The sequence below is a fragment of the Yinghuangia aomiensis genome (assembly GCF_039542225.1).
Lineage (GTDB): Bacteria > Actinomycetota > Actinomycetes > Streptomycetales > Streptomycetaceae > Yinghuangia > Yinghuangia aomiensis.
Genome location: NZ_BAABHS010000014.1, coordinates 172,325 through 194,411 on the forward strand (window position 1 = coordinate 172,325; position 22,087 = coordinate 194,411).

Consider the following 22,087-nt stretch of genomic DNA (forward strand, 5'->3'; position numbering starts at 1 on the left):
AGGCGGAACTATCTTCCGGCCGATCTGATCATCCGACCGAGCCGACGCCCGAAATCCCGCCCGGAAAACCCGCAAATAGCCAGGAAACAGCGGGGGTTGGCGGGCCCGGCCGAACGGCCGGTCCACCAACCCCCGCCGGAAACTCAGGCGCGCTGCCGCGCGACCTCGTACAGCACGATCCCGGTCGCCACGCCCGCGTTCAGCGACTCGTTGCCGGCCGCCATCGGGATCGCCACCGTCTGGTCGCACGTCTCGGTGACCAGACGCGACAGGCCCTTGCCCTCCGAGCCGACCACGACCACCAGCGGCTCCTCGGCCGTGTCCAGGTCGCCCAAGTCCACCGACCCGTCGGCGGCCAGGCCGACCACGAACAGGCCCTGCTTCTGGTACGACTCCAGCACCTGCCGCAAGTTCGACGCCCGCGCCACCGGCACCCGCGCCGCGGCACCCGCCGACGTCTTCCACGCGCCCGCCGTCATGCCCGCCGCGCGGCGCTCCGGCACCACGACACCGTGCGCGCCGAACGCCGCCGCCGAGCGGATCACGGCACCCAGGTTCCGCGGGTCGGTGATGCCGTCGAGCACCACGATCAGCGGCACCTCGCCGTTGTCGTGCGCGACCTCGACCAGGTCGTCCGGGTGCGCGTACTCGTACGGCGGGATCTGCAGCGCGAGCCCCTGGTGGTGCCCGCCCTCGGTCAGCCGGTCCAGCTCCGGACGCGGCGCCTCCAGCAGCGGCACCCCCATGTCGTTGGCGAGCTTGAGCGCCTCGCGCACCCGGTCGTCCGAGTCGATGAACTGCGCCACGTACATCGCATTCGCCGGAATGCCCGCGCGCAGCGCCTCGACCACCGAGTTGCGGCCGTACACCATCTCCTTGTCGCCCCGGCCGCCCCGGCCGCGCTGCACCCCGCGGCGCCCGCCGCTGCCGCCGTCCTGCTGGGCGCGCTTCGCCGCGGCGTTCGCGGCCCGCTGCTTCGCGTGCCCCTTGCGCATCTCGGCCGGCGGCGTCGGCCCCTTGCCGCGCAGCGCGCGGCGGCTGTGCCCGCCGGTGCCGACCTGGGCCCCCTTCTTGCTGCCCGGGTTGCGGCGGTTGCGGCGCTGGCTGTTGCCGGCCATGTGATGACGTCCCTTCGATGTGCTCGTCTCGCACGTACAACGGTACGGCCGGGCCCGTGGCCCGGCCGCGTCGAATCCGTCGCACGCCCACCGCCCGCGGGCGGCTACTCGTCCGATGCTCCGAAACCCGGCGGCCGTGCGGCCCCGGGCAGTCCCCGGCCTACTGCCGGTGCCGCTCCCGTGTCCAGCGCGGCCCCTGCGGGGTGTCCTCGACCACGACGCCCGCCGCGGTCAGCTGGTCGCGCACCGCGTCGGCGGCCGCGTAGTCCTTGCGCTCGCGCGCCGCCTGCCGCTGCGCCAGCGCGAGATGCACCAGCGAGTCGACGACGTGCCGCAGATCGCCCGTGCGGTCTCCCGCGTCGCCCGACACCCACGGCTCCGCCGCCGGGTCCAGGCCGAGCACCACGAGCATGCCGCGCAGCGCACCGAGGTGCGCCGCGACCGCGTCCTTGTCGCCCGCGGCCAGCGCGGTGTTGCCCTCGCGCACCGTGTTGTGCACGACCGCCATGGCCTGCGGCACGCCCAGATCGTCGTCCATCGCCTCGGCGAACGCGTCGGGCACCCGCGCGTCCGGCTCCACCGGGCCGGTCAGCTCCGCCGCCCGCTCCAGGAAGCCCTCGATGCGGGAGAACGACACCTCGGCCTCGCGCAGCGCATCCTCGCTGTACTCGATCATCGAGCGGTAGTGCGGGGACGCCAGGTAGTAGCGCAGCACGATCGGCCGCCAGCGCTTCACCATCTCCGACACGAGCACCGAGTTGCCGAGCGACTTGCTCATCTTCTCGCCGCTCATGGTGACCCACGCGTTGTGCATCCAGTAGTTGGCGAAGCCGTCGCCCGCCGCCTTGGACTGCGCGATCTCGTTCTCGTGGTGCGGGAACACCAGGTCGAGGCCGCCGCCGTGGATGTCGAAGCGCTCGCCGAGGTAGCGGTGCGCCATCGCCGAGCACTCCAGGTGCCAGCCGGGGCGACCGCGGCCCCACGGGGTGTCCCACGAAGGCTCGCCGGGCTTGGCCGACTTCCACAGCGCGAAGTCGCGCACATCGCGCTTGGCGCCCGCGCCGCCGTCGCCCTGGTCGCGCATCGCGTCCAGGCGCTGGCCGCTGAGCGCGCCGTACTCCGGGAACGAGTGCACGTCGAAGTAGACGTCCCCGTCCGACGGGTAGGCGTGCCCCGTGGTGATCAGACGCTGCATCAGCTCGATCATCTCCGGCACATGGCCGGTGGCCCGGGGCTCGATCGTCGGGCGGAGGCAGCCGAGCGTGTCGTACGCCTCGTTGAACGCCCGCTCGTTCGGATAGCCGATCCGCCACCACGGCACACCGGCCTCGGTGCCCTTGGCGATGATCTTGTCGTCGATGTCCGTGACGTTGCGGCAGAACACGACGTCGCTGCCCCGGTACTCGAGCCACCGCCGCAGCACGTCGAAGTTCAGGTACGAGCGGACGTGCCCGATATGCGGCGGCGCCTGCACGGTCGCGCCACACAGGTAGATCGAGACGGTGCCCTCGACGAGCGGCACGAAGTCGCGGACCGTGCGGGTGCTGGTGTCGTATAGGCGCATGCTCACCCTGCGAGTTTACGGGGTGCGCACGCCGGGAAGCCCCCGGATTCCGCCCCGGGCCCCGAACCGGAACCGGGACGTGTTACCCGGCGGGCACCACGAGCGCGGTCGCGATCGCCGCCAACCCCTCCGCGCGGCCGGTCAGCCCGAGCCCGTCGGTGGTCGTCCCGGACACCGACACCGGCGCCCCCGCGGCCTCCGACAGCGTCTTCTCCGCCTCGGCCCGCCGCGGCCCGACCTTCGGCCGCACGCCCACCACCTGCACCGCGATGTTGCCGATCTCGAACCCGGCTTCGCGCACCAGCCGCGCGGCCTCCGCCAGCAGCGTCACGCCCGCGGCCCCCGACCACTCCGGCCGCGACGTGCCGAAGTGCGCGCCCAGGTCGCCGATGCCGGCCGCCGAGAACAACGCGTCGCACGCCGCGTGGGCGGCCACGTCGGCATCCGAGTGCCCGGCCAGCCCGGTCTCCCCCGGCCAGTGCAGCCCCGCCACCCACAGGTCGCGGCCCTCCTCGAAAGGATGAACGTCGACGCCGATGCCGGTACGCGGCACCAGCACCCTCACCGGCACCGCGGACGGCTCGGACGGCTCGGACGGCTCAGACAACGGGGACCTCCGCATCGGACGCGCGCTCCGCCCGGCGCTTGGCCAGCAGGGCTTCGGCGAGCAGCAAATCGAACGGCCGGGTGACCTTGAAGGCCTCCTCCGACCCGGGCACCACGGTCACGGCCACGCCCATGCGCTCGACCATGCCCGCGTCGTCGGTCGTGTCGCCGCCCGGCGCCGCCGCAGCGTGCGCGGCGGCCAGCACATCCCGCCGGAACCCCTGCGGCGTCTGCACGGCCCGCAGCGAGGCCCGGTCGACGGTCCGCACGACGCGTTCGGCGCCGTCCTCCGCCGCGACCTCCTTCACGGTGTCGACCACCGGAAGCGCGGGCACCACCGCGGGCGCGCCGGACTCGACCGCGGCGACGACCGCTTCCACGACGCCGACCGGCACGAACGGGCGCGCCGCGTCGTGCACGAGCACCACGGGGCAGTCGCCGTCGAGTGCGGCCAAGGCAAGAGAGACGGATTCCTGGCGCGTCGCGCCGCCGGCCACCACCGTCACCGGCGCGTCGGCGCCGAGTTCGCGGGCCAGCAGGCCGCGCACGTCCGCGACACCGTCCGGCGGCGCGGCGACGACCGCGGCACCGACACCGGGCGCGGCCAGCAGCGACCGCAGCGCATGCACGAGCATCGGCACGTCGCCGAGTTCCCGCAGAGCTTTGGGCAGACCGCCGCCCAGACGCAGCCCGAGCCCGGCCGCGGGCACCAGAACAGCAGCTCTCACCGAACACCCTCACTTGGCGCGCTGGAACCCGGGACGGCAGCACCGCCCCGAGACCGACCACCCGAAGGTACCGGGCCGCAACCGGGTGTATCCGCGCAGCCGCCGGGGAAGGCCTTCCGCAGGCACCCCCGAGCAGCAGACCGCCGTCGCCGACCTCCTGCCGACCGGACGTCATGCATCACCCGCACGGGTCAACCCGCGCCGCCGAGAAGCGCCGCGAGGCACCGAGAGCCGGGCGTATCGCCGTACGTCGCCGGCCGTGCGCCGACGACGGCTGTCCGCCGCCGCGCGCGCCGAACGGATACGGCGCGCGCCGACGGACCGGGCCGCGCAAGCCCGTGGCGAAAACGTGCCCGGTCCGCCGGATCGCTCCGGCCGACGGGCCACATCCACCGTGCCGGTACAGACGGGGCCGCGGCCTGGGGCCGCCGCTCCGTTCCGCCCGGCATCGCGCGTCAGGAGGCGAGAACCTCGTCGAGGATCGCCTCTGCCTTGTCTTCGTTGGTGTTCTCCGCGAGCGCCAGCTCGCTCACCAGGATCTGCCGAGCCTTCGCGAGCATCCGCTTCTCGCCGGCCGAAAGGCCGCGGTCACGCTCCCGGCGCCAAAGGTCGCGCACGACCTCGGCAACCTTGATAACGTCACCGGAAGCGAGCTTTTCCAGGTTCGCCTTGTAGCGTCGCGACCAGTTCGTCGGCTCCTCGGTGTGCGGAGCCCGCAGCACCTCGAAGACGCGATCGAGGCCGTCCTGGCCCACCACGTCGCGCACACCGACGAACTCCGCGTTGTCAGCGGGGACTCGGACCGTGAGGTCACCCTGGGCTACCTTCAGCACCAGGTAGATCTTGTCCTCGCCCTTGATGGTGCGAGTCTCGATCGCCTCGATGAGTGCGGCCCCGTGATGGGGGTAGACCACCGTGTCGCCAACCTTGAACGTCATGTGACAGGTACCCCTTCCGTGGCTTTCTAGGGTAACACGGGTCACGCCGCGCCTGAATGGCGTTTCCGCAGGTCAGGGCCTTAGTCAGGGCTTGACAACGGCCACTCGGACATGCATGCGCCGCCCCGCCGGGACCGGCATGGTGATCCATAAACCGGGCAAAACGGTCAACTTGCACCCACCTCCATTCGAACACGGAATCGACTATCGGCCCTACCGGACACACTGGGCCGAGGCATCTGTTTTTGGACAGCAGTGCGCCGGACGGCGGGTCGCCCGACTTGTCCGCGTGTGCTCCGTGTGTGCTCCGTGGGTGATCCGACGGCCGGGTGCCGTGTCCCCGCCCGGGCTGTCCCCGTTTCACCCTCGGGATCCGAGCCGCGTACAAGTGGCCCATCCCGCCTGAGTAGGCTTGCGCCGGTCCCCCTTGTCCGGGACCGCCGAGGCTGTCAAGGACACAAAGGACCAAGGAGATTCGCCCGCCGTGAGCCGCAGCATTCGACGGGGTGCCGTCGCCGCAACCATCGCCCTCGCGCTGGCCCCCTTGGCGGCCGCCTGCTCCAGTGGCACGGACGCGGAAACCACCAAGATCAAGCCGGACACCGCTTCCGTCCAGGTCGGCAACGTCAAGGTGCAGAACCTGACGCTGGTGAGCGGCGGTCCGACGTCCGGCGCCATGGCGCTGGGCGGCGCGTTCATCAACGACGGCGACCAGGCCGAGACGCTCACGCAGGTGGCCGTCGACGGCGCGACCGGGAACGCCGAGCTGAAGTCGGCGTCCGGCACGGGCGCCATCACCATCCCGGCGCACGGCGCGGTCTACCTGACCGGCGGCGCGGACAGCGTGGTCGCCAAGGTCGCCTCGGTGTCCGGGGACAGCCCGGTCACCCCCGGGAAGTACGCCAAGGTGACGCTGACCTTCAAGACCGCGGGCTCGGGCTCGGTGCGCGTCCAGGTGCATTCGCCGGAGGACTACTACAAGCAGCTCGCGCCGTCCGCCCCGGCTCCGAGCCTGCCCGCCGCCCCGCCGACCACCGCTCCGGCGTCGCCGTCCGCCCCGGCCTCGGCCCCCGCTTCGGCTCCCGCCTCGGCGCCGGCCACCGGCGCCCCGACCGGGGGCGCGAGCAACGCCCCGACCGGGGGCGCGACCGCGACGGGCACCGCGACCCGCCCGGCGAACACCGTCAGCCCCAACGCGAGCTGACGCACGACAACGCCACGCGAGCGGCTGCGCCCCTGCCGGGGCCGCAGCCGCTCGCGCGTTCGGGGGACAGCGCAACAGCGCAACGCGGCCTGACACCCGCCGCGGGGCACCCGGCCGGGTGCCCACCCGGCAACCTCCCCACGGCGCGAACGCCCCCACACCCTGTGGACAACCACCACTGTGTGGACAACCGCCGCCAAACCCCACCCCTCGCGTGCCGGACCGGGCCCGCCAGGGGGACTCCACCGGTCGGAAATCAGACCGGCACGTGCCTTCCGCCGACATGCGAAAGCCGCCCTCCGCGTCGCGCGGAAGACGGCTCTCTGCGGGTGATCCGGCCGATCAGGGCTCGAACTTGTAGCCCAGGCCGCGCACCGTCACCAGGTACCGCGGCGCGCCCGGGTCCGGTTCGATCTTGGCGCGGAGGCGCTTCACGTGGACGTCGAGCGTCTTGGTGTCGCCGACGTAGCCGGCGCCCCACACCCGGTCGATGAGCTGCATGCGGGTGAGCACCCGGCCCGCGTTGCGCAGCAGCAGTTCGAGCAGGTCGAACTCCTTCAGCGGCAGCTCGACCTTGACGCCGTCGACGGTGACGCGGTGCCGGTCCACGTCCATGCGGACCGGGCCGGCCTCCAGCGCGGTCGGCTCGACCTCGGCGGGCTCGCCCTGGCGGCGCAGCACGGCGCGGATCCGGGCGACGAGTTCGCGGGACGAGAACGGCTTGGTGACATAGTCGTCCGCGCCGATCTCCAGCCCGACGACCTTGTCGACCTCGCTGTCCTTGGCGGTCACCATGATGACCGGCACGTTGGACTTGGCGCGCAGCCGGCGGCACACCTCGGTGCCGGGCAGGCCCGGCAGCATCAGATCGAGCAGCACGAGGTCGGCACCGCCCTGGTCGAACTGCTCCAGCGCGTCGGGCCCGGTGACCGCGACGGCGACCTCGAACCCTTCCTTGCGCAGCAGGAACGCAAGCGGGTCGCTGAAGGACTCCTCGTCCTCGACGACGAGCACTCGGGTCATCCGGAAGCCTCCCGGGAGTTGTACGACAGAGCCGGCCCGGTCGGGGACGGCTGGGCCGCGGTGGACGCCGCGTCGGGGCCCGTGCCCCGGTCGTCGGCGGGCAGAAGTGGCAGCACCAGAGTGAACGTGGTTCCCACGCCTTCCAGGCTGCGGACGGTGACCTCTCCCCCGTGTCCGGCCACGATGTGCTTGACGATGGAGAGCCCCAGGCCCGTCCCGCCGGTGGCGCGCGAGCGGGCCGGGTCGACGCGGTAGAACCGTTCGAAGATGCGGTCCAGGTCGCGGTGCGGGATCCCGATGCCCTGGTCGGACACCGCGATCACGGCTTTGCGGCCGGTGACCCGCACGTCGATGTCGACCCGGGTGCGCTCCGGGCTGTAGTTGACGGCGTTCTCGACCAGGTTGCCGAGCGCCATCACGAGCTGGTTGTGGTCGCCGGGGATGACCAGGCCGGGGTCGCCGCCGACGGCGAGGGTGATCTGCTTGTTCTGGGCGACCTGGCGGCAGCGGTCGACCGCTTCGGCGACCAGGTCGTCGACCGGTACCGGGGCGATGTCCTGGAGCGGGTGGTCGTTCTGCACGCGTGACAGGTCGATGAGTTCCTGCACGAGGTTGGTCAGGCGCGCCGACTCGACCTGCATGCGGCCGGAGAAGCGGCGGACCGCCTCCGGGTCGTCGCTCGCGTCCAGGACGGCCTCGGCGAGCAGGGACAGCGCGCCCACCGGGGTCTTGAGTTCGTGGCTGACGTTGGCGACGAAGTCGCGGCGCACCGCGTCGACGCGGCGGGCCTCGGTGCGGTCTTCGACGAGCAGCAGGACCAGGCGGGAGCCGAGCGGGGCGACGCGGGCGGACACTTCGAGTTCCTGGCCGTCGCGGCGCGGGAGCAGCAGGTCGCGCTGTCTTATTTCGCCGTCGCGCCGGGTGTCGCGGGACATCCGCAGGAGTTCGTCGGGGACGAGCTGGTCGCCGCGGACGAGGCCGAAGGTGTATGCGGCCGAGCTGGCCTTGACCACCGCGTCGTGCTCGTCGAGGACGACGGCGGACGAGCGGAGCACGGACAGCACGGTCGCCACGCCGGGCGGGAGGACGGGCCCGGAGGGCGCCGTGCCGCTGCCTTGGCCCTGGGAGCGTTCGCTCCACCGGAACGCCAGGGTCCCGGCAACGCCGACAGCCAGCCCACACACGGCGGCTACGGCCGCCGCGGCCACGTTCACGTCCACGGCACCCAGAGTAAAGGGGACACGAACGGGTGAAACCCCTCCCGATGGCCTTGACCTGAGGACTTCATCGACTGTTCATCGCCGCGCCGCACCCGGTTCAGCCCGTTTGGCGGCGGTCCGGAGCCTGACCAGATCTCCGCAAATATCCACAAAACGGCTGGTCGCAGGCTTTGGCCACATCCGGCGTTGACGCCGCCGAGCGGGGCGGGTTGACTCGAATACGCACCGTGCACGGTCCGGCACACCGCGGGCCGCGCGCGTCGCCACCGGAGCCGGTGTGGCCCACGCCACACGCCGCCGGGGCGGCGCCGCGCCTCGCACCGCACACCCGTTCGACGTCCACGCCCGTGCGGCGCCGGACCGGGCACGTCCACCGGTGAACGGAGGTCGTCCATGCCCGGCTCCCTGCCCGACTCGCCCACCACCGTCCGCGCGGCCCCGGTGGCCGTCGAGATCACGCCCCGGTCCGCGGTCCTGCGCACGCCGCCCGCGCCGACGCCGGGGTGCAGCTGCCCGTCGTCGTGCGGCTGCGGCTGCAAGGCCGGTTCCGCGTGCAACTGCGGCGGCAGCTGCGGCTGATCCCCCGCTGCGCGGCCGACGGGCGAACGCCGGCCGCACGCGACACCCCGGAAAGGCGCGAAACGGCGAGCGCCCGCCCCCGTGCTGCGGGGCGGGCGCTCTGCTGTTCGGCCGGGTGGGCCGTGCGGGCTACTTGCGGCCCTGGTTCTTGACCGCCTCGATCGCCGCGGCGGCGGCTTCCGGGTCGAGGTAGCGGCCGCCCGGGGTGACCGGGTGCAGGTCGGTGTCCAGCTCGTACAGCAGCGGGATGCCGGTGGGGATGTTCAGGCCCGCGATGGCCTCGTCGGAGACGCCGTCGAGGTGCTTGACCAGCGCGCGGAGCGAGTTGCCGTGCGCGGCGACGAGCACGGTGCGGCCGGCCTCGAGGTCGGGCACGATCGCGTCGTACCAGTACGGGAGCATGCGCGTGACGACGTCCTGGAGGCACTCGGTGCGCGGGCGGATCTCGTCCGGCAGGCCGGCGTAGCGCGGGTCGTGCACCTGCGAGTACGTGTCGTCGTCGGCGAGCGGCGGCGGCGGGGTGTCGTAGGAGCGGCGCCACAGCATGAACTGCTCCTCGCCGAACTCGGCGAGCGTGGCGGCCTTGTCCTTGCCCTGGAGGGCGCCGTAGTGGCGCTCGTTGAGGCGCCACGAGCGGCGCACCGGGATCCAGTGCCGGTCGGCGGCGTCCAGGGCGATCTGCGCGGTGCGGATCGCGCGGCGCTGCAGCGAGGTGTGCAGCACGTCGGGCAGCACGCCGGCGTCGGTGAGGAGCTGTCCGCCGCGCGCGGCTTCCTTCTCGCCGGTATCGGTCAGGTCGACGTCGACCCAGCCGGTGAAGAGACCCTTGCGGTTCCAGTCGCTCTCACCGTGGCGGAGGAGGACGAGCTTGTATGCGGTGTCGGCCATGAGGGCGAGCGTAATGGAGGCGGAGGTACGGCTTTCTGCCGGTCTGGACCGGCCGCGGCGCCGGACCGGCGGCGCGCCCGCCCCGCCGGTCCCCGCCGGTCCGCGGCGTTCCGCGGTTCAGCCGGCCGGGGGTTCCGCGGCCGGTTCGCCCGGCGTGTCGAGGAGGTGGGTGAACGCGTCCAGGTTGCGGGTGGATTCGCCGCGCTCGGTGCGCCACTGCCATTCGCGCCGGATCGACGTGGCGAAGCCGAGTTCGAGCAGCGTGTTGAAGCTGTCGTCGGCGGCTTCCAGGACCACGCCGAGGATCCGGTCGACCTCGTCGGCCGTGACCGCGTGCAGCGGGACCCGGCCGGTCAGATACACGTCGCCGAGCTTGTCGAGGGAGAACGCGACGCTGTACAGCCGCACGTTGCGGGTCAGCAGCCAGCGGTAGAACGCCTCGTGGTTCTCGTCGGGGCGGCGCACCACGAACGCGGTCACCGTGACGGTGTGCCGGCCGACTTTCAGGGCGCAGGTGGTCTTGAGCTTGCGGGTGCCCGGGAGCGTCACGACGAACGTGTCGTCGTCGGGGCGCTCCCAGGTGACCTCGGCGTCGTCGAGGGCGAGCCGGATGGTCTCGGCCGCCTGCGCCCGGGTGTGCTGCACGGTGCACCTCAGGGTTCGGATGTCGGTCGGTTGTCGGGCTGTCCACGCTAGGGCTTGTCCGGGGGATCTTGACACCCCGGACACGCCTTGGCGTACCGCGGGCCGGATCGGTGGTCTCCGGCCCGCGGGCTAGCGTGCCGCGAGGCTCCGGACGCGTCCGGCTTCCGCGACGGTCTGTGCGTACACGTCGGCCATGGAGGCCGCGGCGGCCGCCCAGCCGAAGTTGGCGGCGTGCCGGACCGCGCCCTCGGCGTACCGGTCGCGCAGCCGCGGCGCGAGCGCCAGGGTGCCGAGCGCGGCGGCGTAGTCCGCCGGGTCGTGGCCGTCCACGAGGATCCCGGACACGCCGTCGCGGACCGCGGTGGGCAGGCCGCCGACGGACGCCGCGACCACGGGTGTGCCGCACGCCTGCGCCTCGATGGCGACGAGGCCGAAGGACTCGTTGTAGGACGGCACGACCGCGACCGAGGCGGCCCGGTACCAGTCGGCGAGCACGTCCTGCGGCACCGGGCGGCGGAACCGCACGACGTCCTGCACGCCGAGCGACGCGGCCAGCTTGTGCAGGTGCTCGGGCGCGGCGAGGCCGGTACCGCTGGGGCCGCCGACGACCGCGACGACGAGGTTCTCGCGCAGCGACGGATGGGCGCGCAGCAAGTGCGCGGTGGCGTGCAGCAGGACGTCCGGCGCCTTGAGCGGCTGGATGCGGCCCGCGAACAGGATCACCGTGGCGTCCTGCGGCACCCCGACGCGGCGCCGGGCCTCGGCGGCCTCGCCCGGCCGGAACGTGTCGAGGTCGACCCCGGGATTGACCACGGCCAGCCGCTCGGGGTCCGCGTCGTACAGGCCGACGAGCTGCTCGGCCTCTTCGACGGTGTTCGCGACGAGCCGGTCGGCCGCCTCGACCACCTGGCTTTCGCCGATGACGCGGGCGGACGGCTCGGGCGGGTCGTCCGCGGCCAGCGACAGGTTCTTGACCTTCGCCATGGTGTGCATGCTGTGCACGAGCGGGACGCCCCAGCGCTCCTTGGCGAGCCAGCCGACCTGCCCGGACAGCCAGTAGTGCGAATGCACCAGGTCGTAATAGCCGGGCTCGCGCATGGCTTCGGTGCGCAGCACACCGGAGGTGAACGCGCACAGCTGCGCCGGCAGGTCTTCCTTCGACAGGCCCTCGAACGGGCCCGCGGTCACGTGCCGGACCAGCACGCCGGGCGCCATCTCCACGACGGGCGGCAGGTCGCGGCCGGTGGCGCGGGTGAATATCTCCACCTCGACGCCGAGCGCGGCCAGGCGCTTGGACATCTCGACGATGTAGACGTTCATGCCGCCCGCGTCGCCGGTGCCCGGCTGATGCAGCGGGGAAGTGTGCACGCTCAGCGTGGCGATCCGGCGCGGCGCCCCCCGACGCCCGGCCAGCGTGTGCTTGCGCGCTCCGGGCGCGGCCGCCCGCGGCACGTGATGGCTCATCCGCGCGTCTCGCTTCGCTCGCCCACCAGGTCCTCCTCTGCCTGCGACTGCATACCTGTGCCCGTGCCCACGCCCGGTCCCGCCGTCCACGGCGCCGGGCACGCCGTTCGGCACCCGGCCGCCGGGCGGCGGGCGCACCTCGATCCGGTTCCCCTCCCGGGCGCCGCCGTTAATTCGGACGACAACACCCCTAGTCAAGTGATAACCGATAGGTGGTTGCCGCCGATTCCCACCCCCCATGCGTGATGTCGGACACGCTGGGCAATCGAACATATGCGCTAAGTTCTGCCGCCCCTCCGAACGCCGGTCCGCGGGCGGCCCGCTTCCGGCCCGGCGCCCGGCCACGACCTAGACTTCCCCGCATGGTCAAGCGCGGCGCCGGGAGTGCACACGGCCCCCGCGCGACGGCGAAACCGACGGGGGTCGTCACCCGCGGCACCACCAACGCCAACCGGCTCCGCCGGATCGACCGGTGGGTCGCCGCCGAATACGCCGGGCTGCTCCGTTCGGCCGCGGATCCGCTCGTCGTCGACCTCGGCTACGGCGCCTCCCCCGTCACCACCGTCGAGTTCCGCCGCCGCCTCGCCGCCGTGCGCGGCGACGTGGACATGGTCGGCATCGAGATCGATCCGGAGCGCGTCGCGGCGGCGCTGCCGTTCGCCGGCCCCGGACTGTCGTTCGTGCGCGGCGGGTTCGAAGTGCCGCTGCCGGGCAGCCGCAGGCCGGTGCTGATCCGGGCGTTCAACGTGCTGCGCCAATACGGCGAGGGCGACGTCGCGCAGGCCTGGTCGGTGATGTGCGCAAGGCTCGCGCCGGACGGCGTGCTCGTCGAGGGCACCTGCGACGAACTCGGGCGCTTGGCCACGTGGGTGGCCGTCGGTGCGGACGCGCGGCCGCGCACGCTCACCCTCGCGGCGCGGCTGGCGACGCTCGGCCGTCCGTCGGATCTGGCCGAACGGCTGCCGAAGGCGCTCATCCACCGCAACGTGCCGGGCGAGCCGGTGCACGCGTTCCTCACCGCGTTCGACCGCGCGTGGGACACGTTCGCGCCGCTGGCCCCGCTGGGCGCGCGGCAGCGATGGGCCGCCGCGGTACGGTCGTTGGCGCCGGATTGGCCGGTGCGCACCACGCCGGCGCGGGCGCGCGGCGGCGAAGTGACACTCGACTGGGATGCCGTATCCCCCCTGCCGATCTGACTGTTCGTCACATCACTGCGCCACTGGACTGCGGGGTAACCCGGCAAAATCCGGCCGCGACACGGATTTTCCGGCTGCGGTTTATCCGGATTTCACCGGAACCAACCCTTAAAGTATCCGGACGATCACGCAAACTCCTCTGCCGTTCCCTGCCGGAACATGCAAGGATCCGTCGCTGGAACCGGTTCTCAAGAGCCACCTCCGTCCTCTTGAGAACCGGTTCGACCGCGTTCGGAATCCGAACAGAGGCGCGGCGCGAGCGCATCCGACTGATCGGAAGGGTCAGCGCATGGCGATACCGGGGGTCCGCCGTCGGCGGCGCATGAGGCGTGCCGCGACCACGGGGGGAGTGGCACTGCTGTGCGCGGTGCTCTTCGCCGGGCAGGCTGCCGCCGCCCCGGACCCGGGTCAGCAGCCGCTCGAACCGTTCAATCTGGCCACCGTGCAGACGCAGTTGCAGGACCTGTACCGCCAAGCGGAGCAGGCCACCGAGCGCTACAACGCGAGCAACGAGCGACGCGGCACGCAGCAGGTCAAGGTCAACGACATCCGCGCGGGCATCGTCTGGACACAGCAGCAGATCGCCGAATCCCGCGACGAGATCGGCCGCATCGCCCGTCTGCAGTACACGACGCGCGGCGTCGACCCGCTGATGTCGCTGATGCTGTCCTCGAACCCGCAGCAATTCCTCCAGCAGGCCCCGACGTTCGCCCGCATCAGCCAGTCGCAGGAAGACACCATCCGGCGGCAGAAGCAGGCCGAGCAGCAGCTCAAGAACATGCAGAAGAGCGAGGACGCGCAGCTCGCCGAGAGCGCGCGCCTCGAAGAGGAATCGCAAAAGGCCAAGACGGACGTAGAGACGAAGGTCGCCGAGGCCGAGAAGCTCATCGCCGGCCTGACGCCCGAACAGCTCGCCGCGCTGGAGGCGTTGGACGCCCAGATCGCCAACACCAACAACGCCCAGCTGGCGCAGTACGGCATACTCACCCGCCCCGACCAGCTCACCACGCCCGCCGCGAAGCAGGCGATCTCGTTCGCGCTGAGCAAGATCGGCATCCCCTACGTGTGGGGCGGCACCGGCCCGGCCGGCTACGACTGCTCGGGTCTGACCTCGCAGGCGTGGCTGTCCGCCGGCCTGCGGATTCCGCGGACCTCGCAGGAGCAGTGGGCGCGGCTGCCGCGCGTGCCGGTCTCCGACATGCGGCCCGGCGACCTGATCGTGTACTTCGCGGACGCCAGCCACATCGCGATGTACCTGGGCAACGGCCTGATGGTGCACGCGCCGCGGCCGGGCCGCTGGGTCACCATCGCGCAGGCCGGTTCGATGCCGATACTCGGCGTGGTCCGGCCGGACGGCGGCGCGGGCACCGTGCAGGCACCGCCGGTGCCGAACATGCCCAACGCGCCCAAGCCGTCGAACCCCGGCACGGGCAAACCGAGCACCCCGCCCGCGACGAACACCCCGACCAACACCCCGGGCGGCGGGACCACCACGCCCGGCGGCGGCACCACGTCGCCCGGCACCGGCACCCCCGGCACCGAGACGCCGGGCGGGACGGGCACACCCGGCGGGTCCGGAACCCCGAGCGGCAGCGGCACCCCGAGCGGGTCCGGCACGCCCGGCGGCACCGGCACCCCGTCCGGCACCTCGTCGGCGCCGGACACCACGCCGCCCGCGACCGGCACCGCGACGCAGAGCGGGGCGAGCGAGAAGTCCACGACCACCGCGACGTCCACGGGCCCGACCTGATCCCGGTCGCCCGGCGCTCCCGCGCCGGGCGGGGAGCCCCTAGGATCGACGCACGCGAAAGGCCGGAGCACCCTCGGGGGGTGTTCCGGCCTTTTCACGTGCTCCGTTGCGCGCCCGGTGGTGTTCCGCGGCGGGGCCGCGGGCGGGTCACCAGGGGCCGTACGGTCCCATCCGACCGCCGCCGCGGCGGCCGTTGCCGACCTCCTTGAGCGCCGGACGCACGTCGACCATGTAGACGATCGCCGCGATGATCCCGGCGATCACCCCGATCAGCGAGCCGAGCAGCAGGTCCCACGCGACCGCGGCACCCAGGATGACCAACCAGAAGACCTTCTTCTGCTTGTCCGCGGCCCGGTACGCGTCCTCGCGCCGGAACGCCGCGTCGACGAAGCAGAACACCTTGAACAGGAGCAGGCCGAGGAAGAGCCACGCGACCACGTTCCCGAACGTGCTCAGCAGCACCCCGCCGGCCAGAACCTGACCCGGCATCGTTCCTCCTCCACCACCGTCGTCGTCTTCCGGATCCGGCCGGACGGCCCGGTCCCGGACCCGAAGGGCGCTCGCGCACCCCCGGTGCCGCCAGTCTCGCACGGCGGCGCACCGGACGGGACCATGCGCGGCCGCCCGCCCGCGGTCACTCGGCCGGCGGCGGGGTCTTCTTCGCGGGGCGCTTCGCGGGCGCCTTGCGGGCGGCCGGCTTGGCCGGCTTCGGTGCGGGCGCAGCGGCGGGCTCAGTGGCCGCGGGCGGCTGCGCGACGGCCGGCCGCGGCGCGGCAGCCGCGTCGTCCTGGGTGCCCAGGCGCTCCTCGACGATCTTCTGGCCGCGGGCGGCGAGTTCGGCGTAGATCTCGCGGAGGCGCTCGGCGTAGTCGCCGGCCTTGCCGTACTGGGTCTCGACCTGCACGCGCGCCTTGCCGTACTGCGTCTTGGCGAAGTCCTGCACGTCGTTCGCGGTGCCCGCGACCTTCTCGCGGATCACCTTCGGGTCGGTCGGCACCGCCGACACGTCGAACTTCGGCATCTCGAACTTCGGCACGTCGATCTTGGTGGCCTTCAGCTTCGCGACGTCGAGCTTCGGCGCCTTCGCGGCGATGCCCGCCACCTGCTCGGGCACCCCGCGGATCTTCTCGACGGCGAGGTCACCCGCGCCGACGACCGCGTGGAAGGGGGTGCTGTCCGCCAGGGTCTTCCTGATGTCCGTGGCAATCGCCATGGTGTTTCCTCACTCCTCGGGGTCGAGGCCGTCCTGCGCGTTCGGGTGAGCGGCGGCCTGCACGTCCGCCACGGCGTTCTCTTTGCGAAACGCCTCGTAGATCTCCAGCAGCACGCGTTTCTGCCGTTCGCTGATGTGCGAGTCGGCGAGTATCGCGGTCTGCACCTCGCGAACGCCCTCGGGGCGCTCTTCGAGGATCCCGGCCTGCACGTACAACGTCTCCGCGGAGATCCGCAGCGCCTTCGCGATCTGCTGGAGGATCTCCGCGCTCGGCCGCCGCAACCCGCGCTCGATCTGGCTCAGGTACGGATTCGACACGCCCGCCGCGTCGGCGAGCTGCCGCAGCGAGTACTGCGCACTGCGCCGCTGCTCGCGGATGTACTCGCCCAGCGATCCCACATTCAGGCCGGCCATGCCGTCCACCATGCCTCGCCGATGCTAACTTTTGCAAGCAGGTTGCTTGCAACTGTACGAGGTGTCGCGGCCGGCGGACCCGGGAGACGGAGAGGGACGCGTGGCCCTGGCGTCGCCCCATGCCTTCCGAAGAGACCGGCACCGACGCAACCGCGGGCGTCACCCTTCGCTGCGCCGACGACCCGCTCGTGGAGGTGCGCTTCCGGGACCGCACCGGCTTCGTCCCCGACTCCGTCCACTACGCCGTCGAGCTGCGGGCACCGGGCCTGGCCGCCCGACTGGACGACATCGTGGCCTGGCCCGCGTCGGGCGACCTCGGCGCGTTCCTGGCCGCGCTCGCGCACGACTTCCGCGGCTGGACGGGCGAGCGCACCTGGCGCACCACGGACCGGGATCTCGCGCTCACCGCGGTGTTCCGGTCCCGCGGCCACGTCGGCATCACCTGGACGGTACGGCCCTGGCGGTCGGCGGACGGCGCCTGGAGTGCATCGGCCACGACGTGGCTGGAGGCGGGCGAGCAGCTGTCCGCCGCGGCGGACGACATCGGCCGGTTCCTCGCCCCGGACCGGTGACGGCCACCACCGCGAAGCCGCCGGCCCCGCACCCGGGTCCGGGACCGCCGCGGCCCGTCAGAGCCTCGCGCGCATGCTCTCGCAGACGCCGTGGACCCCGCTGACCGTGTGCGTCGCCCCCGCCGTGCGGAGCGTGCCGGTGTAGGTGCCGAAGGCCTGGAAGTAGTCGATGGCCAGGATCCCGAGCTGGTGTTCGACCACCTTGCGGCCCTCGGGTTCGAAGAGCACGTCCAGGCGGCCGTCCGCGGAGCGGATCCGCCACGGCGCGGCCGGGTCGTCGGACTCCGGGGTGAAGGTGATGTCGGCGAGGGGTTCGGCCGCCGTCGGCGACCAGATGCAGGACTCCTCCTGCTCGCCGGGGACTTCCGCACGGTCGGCGAAATTCGCACCCACCACGCCCGCGGCGCTGGGCGCCGCGAAAGTCCCCCACAGCCACGACGTGCGGTACGGGAGCAGCGACTTGTGCTCGTCGAGGATCGCCAGGTCGTGCTCCCCGTCGAACACGACCTCCGCGTCGCCCACCCGCAGCGTGCCCTCCACCGGGAACACCGCCTTGTGCGTGTACATCCGCCCGCCTCCCGGCAGCCGCGAACTCACCGACAGCGGAGCCGTCGCGGCCGCCGCGTCGAGTTCCAGTTCGCCGGAGACCGCCGGTGCCTTGGCCGTCGCCGCGATGTCGAAGCGCAGCCGGTGGCGGCCGGACGCCTGGGCGAACTCGTACGCGAGCGCGTAGCCGCCGCGCCGGAACGCGCACCGGCTGCCGCCGAGCAGGTCCGCGGGCAGGCCGAGCGATCCGCCGCGTGCGTTGGCCGCGTGCTGGTGCAGCGCGCCGCGGGCCCGGTCGTAGGCGTAGAACTCCGAACTGGCGAGGTAGTGCGCGTCCTGCATGATCAGCGACGCGTACCAGTCCGGGTGCAGCAACGTGAAACCGATCCACTCCTTGAGCCGGAGGCCGCGCAGCACGCGCGTGAGGCCGCCGAATTCGTCGAGCGGGTTGACGTTCGCGGGCCGCGCGCCGAAGCGGCCGTAGTGGCGAGTTCCGGCGTCGACGAGGTTGCGCGGATCAGGCATGGCGGAAGCCTGCCCCGCGCCGCACTCGGCGTCAACGGATGCCGCGGCCTCCGGCGGACCGTCCGGTCAGAACGCCGCGCGGATCGCACCGACCGGGTGCGGGCCGCCGTACAGCGGGAGTTCGGCAAGCTCGGCGAGCACCGGCGCGTCCACGCCGAGCCGGCGCAGCGCCGCGGCGAGGATCGGGCCGAGAGTGCGCACCGACCCGTCGTCGACCTTGAACGCCAGCGCCCGGCCGTCCGGCAGGGCCACGGCCTGGACCGCTTCGGCGCCCATCTTGGCGACGACCCCGGGAATGCCGCGCATGACGCGGGTGTCGACGCGGCCGGTCCCGGCCACGTACTCGGGGTGTGCGCGCATCGCCGCGGCCACCCGCGACTGCGGCGTGCCCGCGCACGACGCGGCGATCGCCCGGTAAAGCCGGGCCAGCCCGGTCAGGCTCAGCGCCGGGACGGGCGCCCCGCAGCCGTCCACGCCCAGGTGCGCGATCCGCTCGTCGGCCAGCTCCTCGACGGTCCGCAGCACCAGTTGCTGGAGCGGATGCACCGGGTCGAGGTACGAGTGCGTGTCCCACCCGTTGACCACGCACGCGGCCAGCCACGCGGCGTGCTTGCCCGAGCAGTTCATGACCAGCGGATCGGGCTGCCCGCCCGCGCGCAGGTACTGCTCGCATGCGGCTTCGCCGAACGGGAGCTGCGGCGGAGTGCGCAGCGCGCCCGCGTCCAGCCCCGCGGCGGCGAGGATCTTGCGTACGCCGTCCAGGTGGAACGGCTCGCCCGAATGGCTCGCCGCGGCCAGCGCCAGCAGTTCCCCGTCCAGCTCCACCCCGGCCCGCAGCGCCGCGACGGCCTGCGCGGGCTTGGCCGACGACCGCGGGAACACCGGGCGGTCCACGTCGCCGAGCGCGAACGCCACCGACCCGTCCGCGTCCAGCGCCACCAGCGCGCCGCGGTGCCGCCCCTCGACGAACCCCGAACGCACCACTTCGGCCAGCACCGGCGGCGCGTCCTCGGGGAAGCGGTCCGCGCCGGGCCCCGACGCCGCCGCGGGCACGGCGGCTATCGCGGACTCCGGGGAACCTGGGGACGGCGGAACGGTCATGGACGGACGCTCTCTCGGGGACAAGATCGGCACGGTCGGCGCGCCCGCGGACGCACGGTCCGCGGCGCGGAGGCCGGCCCCGCCGCCCACTGCCCGGACCGCCGGTCAGCGGCCGGAGAGCAGGTCGTCGACCCTGGCCTCCCCTTCACGGTACCTGCGCGCGATCTCCGCGCCGCATTGGTCGGCCACCCGCTGGAGTTCCTGGCGGCGCGCCGACACCTCGTGCTCGTATCCCGTCAGCCGGTCCAGCGCGGCCAGCAGCCCGGCGTCGTCCAGCGCCGGCAGGTCGGACCACTCGACATCGGCCAGCACCCGCTCGATGCGCTGCCGGTACCGCGACGTCCCCGGCGGATGCACCGTGACGTGCCGGGCGCCGCCGCGCGCGGGCGCGGGCGTCTCGGACAGGATTTCCGACAACTGCTCCATCACCGGCGCCGGCCCGCCCGCCGCCGGGTCCCGGCGACGCGCCGACTCGGCGCGCAGGATGTCGATGCGTCCCTGGAGCAGCCGCCGCAGATACGACAGGTCGCTCTCCTCCAGCTGCGCCTCGCGGCGCAGCGTGCGCACCGTGGCGAGGTCGAGCGCGCGCACCGCCTCGGGCGACGGCACGGCCGGCACGCCTTCGGAGCGCGGCGCGGACGGCTTCAGCGGGTCTGCCATGAGACGCATCGTGCCACGCCCCGCCGACCCGCGCGTGCCGCGCGCGGGCGATTGGCCCCGGACGGGTCGGGACCAACCGTCCGTCCGCGCGAAGGGCCCGGGACAATGGGCGCATGCGAGCAGTCGTACAGCGTGTCTCCGAAGCATCCGTGACGGTCGGCGGCGAGGTCGTCGGGTCGATCCTCGGCCCGGGCCTCTGCGTCCTGGTCGGCGTCACCCACGACGACACCCGCGAGCACGCCAAGCGGCTCGCCGCGAAACTGTGGAGCCTGCGCATCCTCGACGGCGAGAAGTCCTGCTCCGACCTCGGCGCCCCGCTCCTGGTCGTCAGCCAGTTCACGCTCTACGGAAACGCGGCCAAGGGCCGCCGCCCCACCTGGAACGCCGCCGCGCCGGGCGAGGTCGCCGAGCCGATGGTCGACGCGGTCGTCGCAGAACTGCGCGCGCTCGGCGCCCACGTGGAGACCGGCGTCTTCGGCGCCGACATGAAGGTCGGGCTGGTCAACGACGGGCCGATCACCCTGGTCCTGGACATCTGACCACCGCCGCACGCGGCGCCGCGGTACATCGGCTCGCAGCTGCGCCCAGTTTTGGCAAACGACTCCACGGTTACCCTTTGCAAGACTTCATAATCGGATCGTGAACACAAGCACTAGTCGCGAAGCGCCCCGGGCAACGCAATTCCGTCCGCGGCCGGGCTGGGTGGTGCAGGCGTTCCGGTTTGCGTTGGATCCGAATGCCGCCCAAGAGCGGGCCCTTCGGTCGCATTGCGGTGCTGCCCGGGCGGCGTACAACTGGGCGGTGTCGTGGGTCGAGGCCGTGTGGTGGCAGCGCCGGGCCGAGGAGACCTACGGGATCGAGGCCGCGGACCTGACGGCGTGGCGTTCGTGGTCGCTGCCTGCGCTGCGGCGGGAGTTCAACCGGATCAAGCACACCGACGGGCGGTTCGCCTCGTGGTGGCAGGACAACTCGAAGGAGGCGTACAACACCGGCCTGGCGAACGCCGCTGCCGCGTTCGACAACTACACGGGGTCCCGGCAGGGCCGACGCCGCGGCCGGGCGGTGGGCATGCCACGCCGACGGTCGAAGCGGCAGGCCACGCTGTCGTGCCGGTTCACCACCGGCACCATTCGGCTGGAAGACGACCGCCGTCATGTGACGTTGCCGCGGCTCGGCACCATCCGCGTGCACGAGAACACCCGCAAGCTCCAGCGCCGTATCGCCGCTGGGACGGCCCGCGTGTTGTCAGCGACGGTCAGGTATGAACGCGGTCGCTGGTTCGTCGCGTTCCAGGTCGAGGTTCAGCGCGACCTCATGCGGGTGTCCCGCCCCGACGCCGTCGTCGGCATCGACCTGGGCGTGAAGACCCTCGCGGTCATGGCCGACAGCACCGGCCGGATCCGCGAAATCCCCAACCCCCGGCACCTCGACACCGCACTGGTGACGCTCAAGCGGTTGTCCCGCCGCGTCTCCCGCCGCCGCGGACCCGACCGCCGCACCGGCGCCAAGGCGTCGGTCCGTTGGGAGAGAGCGAACCGGGAACGCAACCGGGTGCACCACCGCGTCGCGAACCTCCGCACCGACGCCCTCCACAAACTCACCACCGCTATCGCGGCAGAGTACGGCACGGTCGTCGTTGAAGACCTCAACGTCGCAGGCATGCTCCGCAACCGGCGCCTCGCCCGCAGCATCGCCGACGCCCGCTTCGCCGAAATCCGCCGACAACTCGCCTACAAAACCCGCCGCAACGGCTGCCGCATCGTCGCAGCCGACCGGTGGTACCCCTCGTCCAAAACCTGTTCCGGCTGCGGCGCGGTGAAAACCAAACTGCCCCTGCACGTCCGGACCTACCACTGCGACACCTGCGGACTGGCCGTCGACCGCGACCACAACGCCGCCCGCAACCTGGCCGCCCTCGCCGCGGCCGTCACCACTGGTACCGGAGTGGCCGGAGACCAGGGCGCACCAACGCCGAAACCGCGCGGAGCCGACCGGAAGACCCGCACCACCCGCCGCAGCCCCACAGCCGCGACGGGGCGGGCAGGTGGCGCAACCCTGCCGCACCCGCGACAGACAGAAACGCGAGACCGTACCCAGGACACCACAGCGCAACTCGCACTCTGGTGACACCGA

Annotated in this window: 23 protein-coding genes; 7 read left to right on the forward strand and 16 right to left on the reverse strand. The window is 72.8% G+C overall.

Features of this window, described 5'->3' with window-relative positions; translation table 11 throughout:
• Positions 1 to 143 precede the first annotated feature (143 nt).
• The 5 genes from rlmB to ABEA93_RS20805 all read right to left on the reverse strand — a co-directional run bounded on the left by rlmB (position 144) and on the right by ABEA93_RS20805 (position 4,954).
• Positions 144 to 1,118, reverse strand: a complete 975-nt coding sequence (gene rlmB, locus ABEA93_RS20785; protein ID WP_345677140.1) for a 23S rRNA (guanosine(2251)-2'-O)-methyltransferase RlmB — start codon at positions 1,116 to 1,118, stop codon at positions 144 to 146.
• Between the two features lie 160 nt (positions 1,119 to 1,278).
• Entirely contained in the window at positions 1,279 to 2,688 is a 1,410-nt protein-coding gene (gene cysS, locus ABEA93_RS20790; RefSeq protein ID WP_345677141.1) for a cysteine--tRNA ligase, read from the reverse strand.
• A 76-nt stretch (positions 2,689 to 2,764) separates the two neighbouring features.
• Positions 2,765 to 3,289: a 2-C-methyl-D-erythritol 2,4-cyclodiphosphate synthase gene (ispF, locus tag ABEA93_RS20795; RefSeq protein ID WP_345677142.1), complete on the reverse strand. Its 525-nt coding sequence runs from the start codon at positions 3,287 to 3,289 to the stop codon at positions 2,765 to 2,767.
• Entirely contained in the window at positions 3,282 to 4,016 is a 735-nt protein-coding gene (ispD, locus tag ABEA93_RS20800; protein ID WP_345677143.1) for a 2-C-methyl-D-erythritol 4-phosphate cytidylyltransferase, read from the reverse strand. The genes ispF and ispD overlap by 8 nt, the downstream gene beginning before the upstream one ends.
• Positions 4,017 to 4,471: 455 nt before the next feature.
• Positions 4,472 to 4,954, reverse strand: coding sequence for a CarD family transcriptional regulator (locus tag ABEA93_RS20805; protein ID WP_231779029.1), 483 nt, complete (start codon positions 4,952 to 4,954; stop codon positions 4,472 to 4,474).
• Positions 4,955 to 5,438: 484 nt separating this feature from the next.
• On the opposite strand from ABEA93_RS20805, the gene ABEA93_RS20810 reads away from it, so the two are divergent.
• Positions 5,439 to 6,158, forward strand: coding sequence for a copper chaperone PCu(A)C domain-containing protein (locus ABEA93_RS20810; RefSeq protein ID WP_345677144.1), 720 nt, complete (start codon positions 5,439 to 5,441; stop codon positions 6,156 to 6,158).
• 342 nt (positions 6,159 to 6,500) lie between these two features.
• Here ABEA93_RS20810 and ABEA93_RS20815 read toward each other — a convergent pair whose 3' ends face one another.
• Together ABEA93_RS20815 and ABEA93_RS20820 are read right to left on the reverse strand one after the other, a co-directional pair.
• Positions 6,501 to 7,181, reverse strand: coding sequence for a response regulator transcription factor (locus tag ABEA93_RS20815; RefSeq protein ID WP_235051019.1), 681 nt, complete (start codon positions 7,179 to 7,181; stop codon positions 6,501 to 6,503).
• Positions 7,178 to 8,401, reverse strand: coding sequence for a sensor histidine kinase (locus ABEA93_RS20820; RefSeq protein ID WP_345677145.1), 1,224 nt, complete (start codon positions 8,399 to 8,401; stop codon positions 7,178 to 7,180). Before ABEA93_RS20820 ends, ABEA93_RS20815 begins: the two co-directional genes overlap by 4 nt.
• A 393-nt stretch (positions 8,402 to 8,794) precedes the next feature.
• On the opposite strand from ABEA93_RS20820, the gene ABEA93_RS20825 reads away from it, so the two are divergent.
• Entirely contained in the window at positions 8,795 to 8,980 is a 186-nt protein-coding gene (locus ABEA93_RS20825; protein WP_345677146.1) for a hypothetical protein, read from the forward strand.
• 129 nt (positions 8,981 to 9,109) lie between these two features.
• On the opposite strand, the gene ABEA93_RS20830 is transcribed toward ABEA93_RS20825, so the two are convergent.
• The 3 genes from ABEA93_RS20830 to mshA form a co-directional block, all read right to left on the reverse strand.
• Positions 9,110 to 9,868 (reverse strand): phosphoglyceromutase, encoded by a 759-nt coding sequence (locus ABEA93_RS20830; protein ID WP_345677147.1) that lies wholly within the window; start codon positions 9,866 to 9,868, stop codon positions 9,110 to 9,112.
• A gap of 117 nt (positions 9,869 to 9,985) precedes the next feature.
• Positions 9,986 to 10,513 (reverse strand): type III secretion system chaperone family protein, encoded by a 528-nt coding sequence (locus ABEA93_RS20835; protein WP_345677149.1) that lies wholly within the window; start codon positions 10,511 to 10,513, stop codon positions 9,986 to 9,988.
• Between the two features lie 129 nt (positions 10,514 to 10,642).
• A complete protein-coding gene (gene mshA, locus ABEA93_RS20840) occupies positions 10,643 to 11,977 on the reverse strand; it encodes a D-inositol-3-phosphate glycosyltransferase (RefSeq protein WP_345677150.1) in 1,335 nt (444 codons plus the stop codon).
• 362 nt (positions 11,978 to 12,339) lie between these two features.
• Between mshA and ABEA93_RS20845 the strand changes: the two genes are divergently transcribed.
• On the forward strand, positions 12,340 to 13,173 hold the full coding sequence (locus ABEA93_RS20845) for a class I SAM-dependent methyltransferase (RefSeq protein ID WP_345677151.1): 834 nt from the start codon (positions 12,340 to 12,342) through the stop codon (positions 13,171 to 13,173).
• Between the two features lie 289 nt (positions 13,174 to 13,462).
• Positions 13,463 to 14,923, forward strand: coding sequence for a C40 family peptidase (locus ABEA93_RS20850; RefSeq protein ID WP_345677152.1), 1,461 nt, complete (start codon positions 13,463 to 13,465; stop codon positions 14,921 to 14,923).
• 147 nt (positions 14,924 to 15,070) lie between these two features.
• On the opposite strand, the gene ABEA93_RS20855 is transcribed toward ABEA93_RS20850, so the two are convergent.
• The 3 genes from ABEA93_RS20855 to ABEA93_RS20865 all read right to left on the reverse strand — a co-directional run bounded on the left by ABEA93_RS20855 (position 15,071) and on the right by ABEA93_RS20865 (position 16,550).
• A complete protein-coding gene (locus ABEA93_RS20855; protein ID WP_345677212.1) occupies positions 15,071 to 15,385 on the reverse strand; it encodes a DUF2516 family protein in 315 nt (104 codons plus the stop codon).
• Positions 15,386 to 15,557: 172 nt separating this feature from the next.
• The gene (locus tag ABEA93_RS20860; protein ID WP_345677153.1) at positions 15,558 to 16,136 is read right to left on the reverse strand and encodes a hypothetical protein; all 579 of its coding nucleotides are present in this window, start codon (positions 16,134 to 16,136) and stop codon (positions 15,558 to 15,560) included.
• A gap of 9 nt (positions 16,137 to 16,145) precedes the next feature.
• The gene (locus ABEA93_RS20865; RefSeq protein ID WP_345677213.1) at positions 16,146 to 16,550 is read right to left on the reverse strand and encodes a helix-turn-helix domain-containing protein; all 405 of its coding nucleotides are present in this window, start codon (positions 16,548 to 16,550) and stop codon (positions 16,146 to 16,148) included.
• Positions 16,551 to 16,669: 119 nt separating this feature from the next.
• Here ABEA93_RS20865 and ABEA93_RS20870 point away from each other — a divergent pair, with 119 nt between their 5' ends.
• Positions 16,670 to 17,122: a DUF6228 family protein gene (locus tag ABEA93_RS20870; RefSeq protein ID WP_345677154.1), complete on the forward strand. Its 453-nt coding sequence runs from the start codon at positions 16,670 to 16,672 to the stop codon at positions 17,120 to 17,122.
• A 57-nt stretch (positions 17,123 to 17,179) separates the two neighbouring features.
• Here ABEA93_RS20870 and ABEA93_RS20875 read toward each other — a convergent pair whose 3' ends face one another.
• From ABEA93_RS20875 to ABEA93_RS20885, 3 genes are all read right to left on the reverse strand, one after another.
• Positions 17,180 to 18,193: a DUF2804 domain-containing protein gene (locus ABEA93_RS20875; protein WP_345677155.1), complete on the reverse strand. Its 1,014-nt coding sequence runs from the start codon at positions 18,191 to 18,193 to the stop codon at positions 17,180 to 17,182.
• Positions 18,194 to 18,259: 66 nt separating this feature from the next.
• Positions 18,260 to 19,294: an asparaginase gene (locus tag ABEA93_RS20880; protein WP_345677156.1), complete on the reverse strand. Its 1,035-nt coding sequence runs from the start codon at positions 19,292 to 19,294 to the stop codon at positions 18,260 to 18,262.
• A gap of 105 nt (positions 19,295 to 19,399) precedes the next feature.
• Positions 19,400 to 19,954, reverse strand: a complete 555-nt coding sequence (locus ABEA93_RS20885) for an RsiG family protein (RefSeq protein ID WP_345677157.1) — start codon at positions 19,952 to 19,954, stop codon at positions 19,400 to 19,402.
• Between the two features lie 113 nt (positions 19,955 to 20,067).
• Between ABEA93_RS20885 and dtd the strand changes: the two genes are divergently transcribed.
• Positions 20,068 to 20,493: a D-aminoacyl-tRNA deacylase gene (gene dtd / locus ABEA93_RS20890; protein ID WP_345677158.1), complete on the forward strand. Its 426-nt coding sequence runs from the start codon at positions 20,068 to 20,070 to the stop codon at positions 20,491 to 20,493.
• 166 nt (positions 20,494 to 20,659) lie between these two features.
• Positions 20,660 to 22,081 (forward strand): IS607 family element RNA-guided endonuclease TnpB, encoded by a 1,422-nt coding sequence (gene tnpB, locus ABEA93_RS20895; RefSeq protein ID WP_345677214.1) that lies wholly within the window; start codon positions 20,660 to 20,662, stop codon positions 22,079 to 22,081.
• Positions 22,082 to 22,087 lie beyond the last annotated feature (6 nt).

Excerpts from the sequence above, each read along its gene's own strand:
- ABEA93_RS20815 (WP_235051019.1), bottom strand. The coding sequence starts at position 7,181 with ATGACCCGAGTGCTCGTCGTCGAGGACGAGGAGTCCTTCAGCGACCCG.
- ABEA93_RS20860 (WP_345677153.1), bottom strand. The coding sequence starts at position 16,136 with ATGGCGATTGCCACGGACATCAGGAAGACCCTGGCGGACAGCACCCCC.
- rlmB (WP_345677140.1), bottom strand. The coding sequence starts at position 1,118 with ATGGCCGGCAACAGCCAGCGCCGCAACCGCCGCAACCCGGGCAGCAAG.
- ABEA93_RS20880 (WP_345677156.1), bottom strand. The coding sequence starts at position 19,294 with ATGACCGTTCCGCCGTCCCCAGGTTCCCCGGAGTCCGCGATAGCCGCC.
- ABEA93_RS20885 (WP_345677157.1), bottom strand. The coding sequence starts at position 19,954 with ATGGCAGACCCGCTGAAGCCGTCCGCGCCGCGCTCCGAAGGCGTGCCG.
- ABEA93_RS20875 (WP_345677155.1), bottom strand. The coding sequence starts at position 18,193 with ATGCCTGATCCGCGCAACCTCGTCGACGCCGGAACTCGCCACTACGGC.
- mshA (WP_345677150.1), bottom strand. The coding sequence starts at position 11,977 with ATGAGCCATCACGTGCCGCGGGCGGCCGCGCCCGGAGCGCGCAAGCAC.
- ABEA93_RS20865 (WP_345677213.1), bottom strand. The coding sequence starts at position 16,550 with ATGGCCGGCCTGAATGTGGGATCGCTGGGCGAGTACATCCGCGAGCAG.
- ABEA93_RS20845 (WP_345677151.1), top strand. The coding sequence starts at position 12,340 with ATGGTCAAGCGCGGCGCCGGGAGTGCACACGGCCCCCGCGCGACGGCG.
- dtd (WP_345677158.1), top strand. The coding sequence starts at position 20,068 with ATGCGAGCAGTCGTACAGCGTGTCTCCGAAGCATCCGTGACGGTCGGC.
- ABEA93_RS20850 (WP_345677152.1), top strand. The coding sequence starts at position 13,463 with ATGGCGATACCGGGGGTCCGCCGTCGGCGGCGCATGAGGCGTGCCGCG.
- ABEA93_RS20870 (WP_345677154.1), top strand. The coding sequence starts at position 16,670 with ATGCCTTCCGAAGAGACCGGCACCGACGCAACCGCGGGCGTCACCCTT.
- ABEA93_RS20830 (WP_345677147.1), bottom strand. The coding sequence starts at position 9,868 with ATGGCCGACACCGCATACAAGCTCGTCCTCCTCCGCCACGGTGAGAGC.
- ABEA93_RS20805 (WP_231779029.1), bottom strand. The coding sequence starts at position 4,954 with ATGACGTTCAAGGTTGGCGACACGGTGGTCTACCCCCATCACGGGGCC.
- ABEA93_RS20825 (WP_345677146.1), top strand. The coding sequence starts at position 8,795 with ATGCCCGGCTCCCTGCCCGACTCGCCCACCACCGTCCGCGCGGCCCCG.